This is a genomic window from Methylosinus sp. DMC45, from assembly GCF_056313885.1.
On sequence record NZ_JBQUZK010000031.1, the window covers coordinates 1 to 1,324 of the forward strand.

The 1,324-nt window shown below is 52.9% G+C and carries 1 protein-coding gene; it reads right to left on the reverse strand.

From position 1 onward, the window contains the following. Nucleotides 1-59 precede the first annotated feature (59 nt). Nucleotides 60-1,211 (reverse strand): integrase core domain-containing protein, encoded by a 1,152-nt coding sequence (locus ACT53T_RS06845; protein ID WP_476160649.1) that lies wholly within the window; start codon nt 1,209-1,211, stop codon nt 60-62. Nucleotides 1,212-1,324: the final 113 nt, after the last annotated feature.

Consider the following 1,324-nt stretch of genomic DNA (forward strand, 5'->3'; position numbering starts at 1 on the left):
TGAAGGGATCAACCACATAGGTAACAGAAGAGTTCAGGCACATAGGTAACACCCGATCACTAATTTTTGATTGTCTTGAGCGTCAGATAACCATCCTTAGCGTCTCGTACATCAACGCGGCCCAGTAGAACAGGCCCAAAGATGATGTCCCAAATACCCTCGCTGATGCTCGCCAATCCGACCATCTGATGTTTCAGGACATAGCCGACATAGATTCTGAGTCGTCCCTTGTTCACCACCCCGTTTGAGTCCGTTTGGTACGTCTCAACATGGCTTGGATATTTCATCTCCGGTAGTTTTCTCGGAAAGGCCCGTGACGAGCTTGTGTAGCAAGATCCCGGCGTTTTCTGCCCCAAAGCCTCATGAAGACGCTCATGGTTATAGTGCTGCATGAACAGGTCAAAATGCTTCTGCTGGGCTTCCCATTCAATTTCCGGCGGTCTTGGCAGCGTACTTTTAAGCGTGCGGTGCATGCGTTCATGCCGTCCGTTTTGCTCAGGTCGCCCAGGCTCAATCCTCTCATGAATGATGCCCAGGTGAGCCCACCAGATCGACAACTGCGACAACCCTGCGCGCCCACCGCTGGCAAAAGGGACACCGTTGTCAGTACGGATCCGCTCGGGCATTCCGTACATCTTGAATAGCCGCTCAAAGGTAGCCTTGGCATCTTTGAACGTCGTGCTCGGCATGCTTTCACAAGCCAATAGAAAGCGACTGGCGTGATCCATCACCGTCAAGGGGTAACACCAGACACCGTTTCCTGTCAGGTACTGGCCTTTGTAATCGGCACTCCAAAGCTGATTGGGAAGCTCGGCTTTCTGAAGTGGCTTGGGATAGAGGGCGACACGTTGGCGCAAGCGCCGAGGCTCGACGAGCCCCGCCTTTTTAAGCACGTTATAGATCGTGGTTTTGGACGGCGGTGGCTGATCTGGAAACCGTCCACTCAGGGCTGTCTGGATCTTTTTCGGGCCCGGTATGGTTTGCCCTTGTTGGCGCAGCTCAACAATGGCCTCTTTGACTGCAAACGGCACAGCCTGAGCTTGAGAGTGCCGCTTGCGACTGCACTCAGCCAAACCATTAATGCTGTCCGCGTTGTAGCGGGCCACCCACTTGTATCCAGTCTTGCGACTGATGCTGTGAGCTGCACAGAGTTGGCTGAAATTGAGACGGCCAGACAGGTAGTCAGCAATGAACATCACTTTCAGGTCCATAGGTTTCAGCTCTCGCCACGGCATGGTCAGATCCTCGGAATCGACCCTTGCCAGTTAAAAACTGTTACCTATGTGCTTGAACTGTTTTGTTACCTATGTGGGTGAGTCATACC